Source organism: Oscillospiraceae bacterium (assembly GCA_035353335.1).
GTDB lineage: Bacteria > Bacillota > Clostridia > Oscillospirales > JAKOTC01 > DAOPZJ01.
Genome location: DAOPZJ010000097.1, coordinates 1 through 4,902 on the forward strand (window position 1 = coordinate 1; position 4,902 = coordinate 4,902).

The window sequence follows — 4,902 nt, forward strand, 5'->3', positions numbered from 1 at the left end:
CCAACGAACTAGGCAGTCCGTTTCAGCCGAAAACAGGCACGCCGGACTCTGTAGCGGGCGCTTTTGCGCTTTACAACGATATCCGCGATTCTTTAAAGCAGGATGACGAACTGGTCAAGATGTTCCGCTCGTCTCTCACCGGTGACTGTTGGCCGGATACCAACCTAATCACGCTGACAGTCGATTTTTGCTTTTACATTTTCAAAGAATACAATAAAACATCCGAGGTATGGGAGCCGGTGGATTATACCCCCGGCCTAACCGTGGAACAATGGGCTGAATTGCTGAAAGATCCCTCTGTTTTCAATCAAAGAAGTTTGGAAATTATGAAGCGTTTCAAAGCGTACGGCGGCGCAGCGACCTGCACACAACTTTCGGTGAAATACGGTGAAGAACCCGGGTTTTATAATATCAACTCTACCGCTCTGGCGCAGCATGTCATTGATAAAACAAATTGTAACAGACCGGATGGAACCGCGGAGGGCATGAAATTATGGCCCGTTTTATATGTCGGCCGCCGGGCTGGGAAAGAAGACGCCGGAAACTATGTCTGGAAGCTGCGTGATGAACTTGCAAAGGCGCTGGATCAAGCGGATCTTACAAATATTAACCTCTATGCTTCGCCAACTCCTGGCGATCAGGAACGAGGCTATTGGTGGCTGAATGCCAATCCGAAAATCTGGAGTTTCGCGGACACCGCAGTAGGAAAAGAACAAAACTATACACACCTGAACGAAAACGGAAACAAGCGCCGCGTTTACCAGAACTTTCTGAACGCCAAAGTCGGTGATCTTGTGATCGGATATGAATCCAACCCCGTAAAACAAATCGTGGCGCTGGCAAAAGTCACGAAAAATGACGGAAAAGCGGTTTATTTTGAAAAAACTGAAGCGCTTACCAACCCGATTGACTATTCAACGCTTCACGATTGCCCTGAACTGCAGCAGATGGAGTATTTTGCACAGCCGAAGGGCAGCTTATTCAAACTCACGAAGGGCGAATATGAATTTATTATGGATCTAATCCGCGAAGAGAATCTCAGCCCTTCCGCATCCAAACCCGAATATGAGAAATATGACAAAACGGCATTTTTAAACGAGGTCTATATGACCTCAGAGCGTTATGACAGCTTGGTCTCTCTGCTCGAACACAAACTGAACGTGATCTTGCAGGGCGCGCCCGGCGTGGGAAAAACCTATGCCGCAAAGCGTCTGGCGTATTCCATGATGGGCGAAAAGGATAAAGACCGCGTTAAGACCATCCAGTTCCACCAAAATTACTCTTATGAGGACTTCATTGCGGGCTACAAACCGAAGGGAACGGGTTTTGAGCTTCAAAAAGGGGTTTTTTATCAATTCTGCGAAACAGCCGCCAATTCGCCGAAGAAGAAATTTTTCTTTATCATTGACGAGATCAACCGCGGCAATATGAGCAAAATCTTCGGCGAGCTGCTGATGCTGATCGAGCGTGATTATCGGGGCAAAAAACTCACTTTACCCTGTGAAGGTTTACCTTTCTCGGTGCCCGAAAATCTTTATATCATCGGCATGATGAATACGGCGGATCGAAGCCTTGCCATGATCGATTTCGCCCTGCGCCGCCGTTTCGGCTTTTCCGAAATCGAGCCCGCGTTCGACTCCGTCGGGTTTGAAGCATATCAAAAGCAATTTGAAAACAAAACCTTCGACGCGCTCATCAAACAAATCCAAGAACTTAACGTTGCGATCGTAAATGACGACGCGTTGGGGAAAGGGTTCCGCATCGGACACAGCTACTTCTGCGAGCGAAAACCGGAAGAAAAAACCGGTATTGAAGGTTGGCTGAGTGAAATCGTCGAATATGACATTCTGCCCATGCTCAGGGAATATTGGTTCGACGAGCCGGCAAAAGTTGAGGAATGGGAAAAGAGCCTGCGTGGTATTTTCAAATGACTGACGACAAAGGAATCTTCATTCAAAATATCTATTGCATGCTGGCCTACGCCTATCAGGTGCTGCGGCAGACGAATTATGAGAAAATTAAGGGAGAAGAATTCGAAAACATCTACGACCTTTTCTCGGCGATTTTGTCAAAAGGCGTTGCTCAGTTGCTGAAGCAGGGGCTTTACCGAACCTATCAGTCAAAGTCGGAAAGTCTGCCCGTAATGCGCGGAAAGGTGAATATCCCGGGAACCATCCGCAACAAACTGCGGCACCGGATGGAACTTTTTTGTGAATACGATGAACTGTCGGAAGACAACGACTTCAACCGGGTCATCAAAACCGCCCTGCTGGGGCTCGTCCGCCTGCATTCGGTCTCAAAAGAAAACAAAACGGCACTCCGCAAAATTTTGCCCTATTTTTCTTCTGTCGCCGTGATTGATCCTGCCCTCATCAAATGGAACACCCTTTACTGTCACCGAAATAACCAAAATTACAGAATGCTCATCGACATTTGTCGTTTTGTTCTGGACGGCCTGCTTCTTTCAACCGATCCCGGCGCGCATAAAATGGCGCAGTTTTCGGACGAGCATATGGAACGCCTGTATGAGCGCTTTATCCTGGAGTATTATCGACATCATTATAATTATCTGCACCCAAGGGCAGCGCAGGTTCAGTGGAACCTGGATGAAGGCCGGTTAGAATCACTACCGATTATGCAGACCGATATCACTCTTGAACATGAGCCAAAAACTCTGATTATCGATGCGAAATATTACAGCCATACGATGCAGACGCAGTTCAATAAACAGACCTTCCATTCCGGAAATTTATACCAGATTTTCACCTATGTGAAAAACCAAGATAAGAATAAAACCGGAAACGTCAGCGGCATGCTGCTGTATGCCAAAACGCAGGAGTCGGTCACTTTGGACTGCAATTTTATTTTAAGCGGCAACAAATTTACCGTAAAAACATTGGATTTAAATCAACCGTTTTCGGAGATCAAATCCCAACTAGATATGATTATAACAGACACTTTCGGTTATGTTTCGAAAATCATAAAATAGTAATCGTTGTACCTTCACTGCCTCTAACGCGTAAACCCCCCGTTCCCCTTCTCCGACCTTCTTAATTCTTAATTCTGAATTTTGAATTCCCCGTCCCCTCCCCGCCCCTTACTTCTTCACTATTCACTATTCACTTTTCACTCTTCACTAATTCATCTACCGACTTGCAGCGGTGGAAGGATTCATCCCTCCCCCGTCATTGCGAGGGGATGCGCCCCGCGGCAATCCAGTCCCTGTCCCCGCCGCGCGGATTTCGCATGGATTTTCCCCGCCCCTGTCGCACAGATTAACGCGCGGTACCTTACTTCTTCACTCTTCACTCTTCACTCTTCACTAATTCGTCTACCGCCTTGCAGCGGTGGGGGGATTCATCCCGCTCCCGTCTCCATCGCGTGGTTTTCACGCCGGATTATCCCCGCCTTTCTTAATTCTTAATTCCGAATTCCGAATTCGTTCGCTCCCGCCGCGCGTGACGTGCCGAAGCCCCTCGCAATGACGAAACATCCGAATCGCAGTACGAATTTCGCACAAATATTTCCCTTGTAATTCCTTGAAACATGGGTTATAATGACAACGGTTTTTTTCGTATCATTGTCATCATATCTTTTTCAAACCGAAAGGAGCTTTTTATGAAAACCGTAAAACGCGCATTTTTACTGATTCTCATCCTTGCGCTCACCGTGTTTTCCTCCGGCTGTTTCAACTTCAAAATGAATTTCAGCACCGCGGCGATCGAAGAGGCCATCATGACCGAAACCGTCGACGCGGACGGCGTCCCGGGCGCGGCGGTGACGTCCTTCCCGGCGGACGCGGCCATGCTCTATACCTCCGCGAAGCTCACGGGCGCGCCGGACAACACCCGGATCCGGGTGGTCTGGACCTACGTCACGGGCAGCCAGACGGTGGACGAGGTGACCATCGACAGCGGAACCATCGCCGACCGCTGGATCTATTCGAGTCTAAAACCCGAGGTTCAGCTGCCGGAAGGCGATTATAAGGTCGATTATTATATCGGCGATCATGAACAGCCCGACGCGACGGTGACGTTCACCGTGGTCGCGCCGGCCGTGACCGACGTCGCCTCGCTCGTCAAAGACGCGCATATGACTTCCTTCATCGATGAAAACGGCCTTCCCGTGGATACGATAACCTCCGTGCCGACTTCGGGCGTCTGGTACGTGTACGCGGCCCTGACCAAGGCGATGCCGGATTCGGTCATTACGATCTATTGGTTTGACCTGAACGACGAAGTGGTCAGCACAACGGAACTGCCGGCTTCTTCGAACCTGAATATTTCCGCGGCATATGAGCTGCCCGCCGCCGTCGCCGCGGGCGAATATCACGTCGCCATCTATGTCGGCACCGCCGACAAACCCTCCGTCCTCGTCACCTTCACCGCCGCATAACTTTTTCGCCTCCCCGCGTTTCGTTTTCGCCATTGAGAGGGGCTTTATGCCCCTCGGCAATCCAGTCCCCGTCCCCGTCCCCACCGCGTGGATTTCGCATGGATTATCCCTGTCGCACAGATTATCTCCTTCTCCGACCTTCTGAATTCTTAATTCTGAATTCCCCCGCCCCCGCCGCGCGGTACCTTACATATTCACTCTTCACTCTTCACTCTTCACTAATTCGTCTCGCCTTTGCAGTAGGGAGTCGGTCATCGAACGCGGTTCGAGACCGATCCGAGCAAGCGGCATATCCGAGAGTTATGCCGCTTGCGAAAGAGTGAAAATGAAAATCGACATATCGATATTTACGAATAGGACTCGGCAAAAGAAATCAGCTTTTTGCGAACGCAATTCGGTCCGAATTACGTTCGCTCGGAAGGGTCAAGACCCTTCCCTACAGAATAAAATTCCTGAATTCTGAATTCTGTGTGGCCTGTGCTTTTTCTTGCGTTTTTTCCGGTTTTG

At 49.4% G+C, this 4,902-nt stretch carries 3 protein-coding genes; all 3 read left to right on the forward strand.

The features are described from left to right. Nucleotides 1-1,931, forward strand: a 1,931-nt coding sequence (locus PKH29_12420) for an AAA family ATPase (GenBank protein ID HNX15642.1), incomplete at its 5' end; no start/stop codon positions are given. Continuing rightward, the gene (gene mcrC, locus PKH29_12425) at nt 1,928-2,989 is read left to right on the forward strand and encodes a 5-methylcytosine-specific restriction endonuclease system specificity protein McrC (protein ID HNX15643.1); all 1,062 of its coding nucleotides are present in this window, start codon (nt 1,928-1,930) and stop codon (nt 2,987-2,989) included. The genes PKH29_12420 and mcrC, both read left to right, overlap by 4 nt. Nucleotides 2,990-3,618: 629 nt before the next feature. Next, on the forward strand, nt 3,619-4,395 hold the full coding sequence (locus tag PKH29_12430; protein ID HNX15644.1) for a hypothetical protein: 777 nt from the start codon (nt 3,619-3,621) through the stop codon (nt 4,393-4,395). Nucleotides 4,396-4,902 lie beyond the last annotated feature (507 nt).

Excerpts from the sequence above, each read along its gene's own strand:
- PKH29_12430 (HNX15644.1), top strand. The coding sequence starts at position 3,619 with ATGAAAACCGTAAAACGCGCATTTTTACTGATTCTCATCCTTGCGCTC.
- mcrC (HNX15643.1), top strand. The coding sequence starts at position 1,928 with ATGACTGACGACAAAGGAATCTTCATTCAAAATATCTATTGCATGCTG.